The 3490-nt window shown below is 66.1% G+C and carries 2 protein-coding genes and 1 pseudogene; 2 read left to right on the forward strand and 1 reads right to left on the reverse strand.

The features are described 5' to 3' along the window. Together A6302_RS21725 and mcrC are read left to right on the forward strand one after the other, a co-directional pair. Positions 1–2114 (forward strand): AAA family ATPase (locus A6302_RS21725; protein ID WP_141704000.1); only part of this gene is annotated, 2114 nt, incomplete at its 5' end. Further along, a complete protein-coding gene (gene mcrC / locus A6302_RS19730) occupies positions 2108–3259 on the forward strand; it encodes a 5-methylcytosine-specific restriction endonuclease system specificity protein McrC (RefSeq protein WP_069308453.1) in 1152 nt (383 codons plus the stop codon). The genes A6302_RS21725 and mcrC, both read left to right, overlap by 7 nt. 44 nt (positions 3260–3303) lie before the next feature. Here mcrC and A6302_RS19735 read toward each other — a convergent pair. Then, positions 3304–3490, reverse strand: a pseudogene (locus tag A6302_RS19735) (hypothetical protein); the annotation flags it as partial.

Here is a 3490-nt window from a genome sequence, read left to right on the forward strand (position 1 = left end):
GCATCTGGGAGAACGGCTACGAGGACGGCAAGTATGGCGATCTCGTGCGCGCGATGCGGCCGGGCGACAGGATCGCGATCAAGTCATCCTATACTCGCAAGCGGGAGCTGCCGTTCAACAACCGCGGTGCCACTGTCTCGGTAATGGCCATCAAGGCGGTCGGCACAATCATTGCCAATCTGGACGACGGCAAGCGTGTGCAGGTCAACTGGACGCCGGTATCGCCGCACCGCGAATGGTACTTCTACACGAACCGTGCCACGGTTTGGCGGGTCGCGCCGGGTAGCTGGATGGAGGATGGCCTCTTGGCCTTCGCGTTCGATGACCGGCCGCAGGACCTCGACCGGTTCCGGAACGAACCGTTCTGGCGGGAACGGTTCGGCGACGTGGGCGGCGAGCAGCGTTTCCGCTGGACAGTCTTCTACAGCGCCGTTGCAGCAAAGCTTCTGGACTATCGGGCGGACCGTAAGCCCTTGATCGAAGGCATCCATGCAATCGCGCAAGAGATAGCGGGGCTAGGGTATCTGCAGGACCGCTACCCGGAAGGCGGTACCGGTCCACTGCGCGACATCTGCCCCTTCACGGCGATGGGCACGTTCAACCGATCCATGACGGACGCCAATCGGCGCGCGATCGCGGGAGCGCTGGCCAAGCTGATCGGCGTGGATGAGGAGCTGCCGAGCACCTTCGAGGGAATCCCTGTCCTCAACAACCAGCGATCCTGGTTCTTTCGATACGGCGACAAGCGCAGCGAAGGCGACATCGACAAGTTGTGGGACCTGTTCGCATCCGCCGCAGCGCTGGTGGATTCTGATCAGCCCGAGCAGCGGGACCAATTCATCGCCGACTACGACGCGGCCATCGACGTTTGGGGCGCCTCATGGAACCTCTCCACCGGGCTCTACTGGTCGCATCCGTGGGAGTACCCAACCCTCGATAGCAACTCGCGCGCGTTCCTCACCGGCCGGCTGCAGATGCGGATCCCACCGATAGGGCCGCAGAGGCCCTGCAGCGGCGCAACCTATCTCAAGTTGGTCGACGATCTGAAGGCGCGCTTTACTGAGGACAGCTACCCGGTTCACAGCTTCCCCGAACTGTCGCTGGCCGCTTGGCACTACAAGGCGCCCGATCAGTCGGAGGCCGAGTCCGATGACGGCGGCGCGGCGCCCACCGAGGACGACGAGGATACGGCTGTCGTCGATCCGGTCCAGACGCCCGCGCCCGCTGTGCCATACGATGTCGACGACATCCTGCGTGAGGGCTGTTTTCTGGAGCGCGAGGAGATCGACCGCCTGCTGGAGCGCCTGCGCACACGGAAGAACCTGATCGTGCAGGGGCCGCCGGGGACGGGAAAGACATGGATCGCCAAACGCCTCGCGTTCGCGCTGATAGGCGAGCGCGATGAGGCGCGCGTCCGTGCCGTCCAGTTCCACCCGAACCTCTCTTACGAGGACTTCGTGCGCGGATGGCGTCCGAGCGGCGATGGCAAGCTGACCCTTGCCGACGGCGTCTTCATGGAGGCGATCCGCGCGGCGCTGAGCCGGCCGGAAGCCCGGTTCGTCGTGATCATCGAGGAGATCAACCGCGGCAACCCGGCGCAGATCTTCGGCGAGCTGCTGACACTGCTGGAAGCGGGCAAGCGCACGCCGCGCGAGGCACTGGAACTCTGCTACCCCGATGCCGACGGCATGCGGCGCCCGGTGCACGTGCCCGAGAACCTCTTCGTCATCGGCACCATGAACATCGCCGACCGCTCACTCGCGCTGGTCGACCTCGCGTTCCGCAGGCGTTTCGCCTTCGTCGGACTCGAGCCGAGGCTCGGGCCAGCCTGGCGACGGTGGGTGACCGAGAAGGGAGGCGTCGATCCCGCCTTCGTCGACGACATCGAGCGGCGCATCCTCGCGCTGAACGCGCAGATCGCCGAGGCGTTCGGCCGCCAGTTCGAGATCGGGCACAGCTACGTCACGCCAACGGCTAAGCTCGAACCCGGCGGCACGCGCGATTGGTTCCGCCAGGTCGCGGAGACGGAGATCGGTCCGCTGCTCGACGAATACTGGTTCGACGCCCCGAAATCAGCGCGCGAGGCTCTCGACCGGCTGTTGCAGGGATGGTGATCGCCGACGCCTGGGTCGCGCGTGAGACCGCTGCGGCGGGATTCATCGGCCGCATCCCGGTGCGCAATATCTGGCTCCTGATGCTTTACGCCTCGGACCTGTTCAAAACGTTGGGCCGCACACGCGTCGATGTCGAGCGCAACACCGACGAGATCGCCGATCTCGTCGCCGAACTGCTGGCTCAGGCGGTCGAGGAACGCCAGCGTCGACAGCTGAGCCTCGGCTACCGTCAGCGCAGCGCCGATCTCTCCCGGGTCCGAGGCCGGATCGACGTCCTGCGTACCGAGCGCCGACAGCTGCTTGCGCGCGGCGCCGTGGCGTGCCGCTTCGTGGAGCTCAGCGTCGACACGCCCCGCAACCGCTTCGTCCGCGGCGCGCTTGAGGCGGTGGCCCGGTTGGTCGCGCGCCCCGAGCTTCGCCATCGCTGCCGAAGGCTAGCGGCGGACATGCAGGCGCTCGGTGTCGCTGGGGCGATGCCGTCGCGCACCGAGCTCAGCGCCGACCGGATCGGCCGCCATGACGCCGCGGACCAACAGATGCTGGCGGCTGCGATCCTGGCGATGGACCTCGTTCTGCCGACCGAGTGGGCGGGTCCAAGGCCTCTGCCAATGCCCGATCGGGAGGAGCAGTGGGCGCGGAGGCTGTTCGAGCGCGCGGTCGGCGGCTTCTACCGAACTGTCCTGCCGCCCGAGCGCTGGGGCGTGCGGACTGGCGGCGCCCTAGACTGGCCGCTCGATTGGTGGAGCGAGGGCGCGCGAGAGATCCTGCCGGGCATGCAGACCGATATCGTGCTCGACGATCTGGCGGCGGGCCGGCGGATCGTGATCGACACCAAGTTCACGGGGATCGTCACGGCAGGCTGGCGGCGCGAGGCGACGCTGCGCAGCGGTTACCTCTACCAGATCTACGCCTATCTGCGCTCCCAGACAGGTCGGGGCGATGCGTTGGCGGACCGCGCCGAGGGCGTGCTGCTGCACCCAACGATCGGAGAAGCGATGGACGAAGCCATTTCTGTGCACGGACATCTCATTCGTTTCGCCACGGTCGATCTCGCAGCCGACGGCGCGGCCTTTCGTCGGCAACTTCTCAAACTTACTCTTCAGTTTCAGGGCGAGACGCCCCCTGATGAACCTCCAGTCCCGTAGCGTCGTACAGCTTGCTGCAGAGAACGAATTTCAACGTGCCTCCTTCAGCCGATCTTGCAGCCCCAGAACGAGGTGTGATCGGCAGCGAAGTAGCCGTCCGCGACCCGGAAATACCCTTGCAGCTCGACGGTATCGCCCACGGTGAGGGGCACCATAGTCTGCAGCCAGATCGCGGTGGCGAGCGAGACGTGGGTGGCGGAGATTTCGCCGAGGGAGCCGCGGATTTCGGTC

The sequence above is a fragment of the Methylobrevis pamukkalensis genome (genome assembly GCF_001720135.1).
Lineage (GTDB): Bacteria > Pseudomonadota > Alphaproteobacteria > Rhizobiales > Pleomorphomonadaceae > Methylobrevis > Methylobrevis pamukkalensis.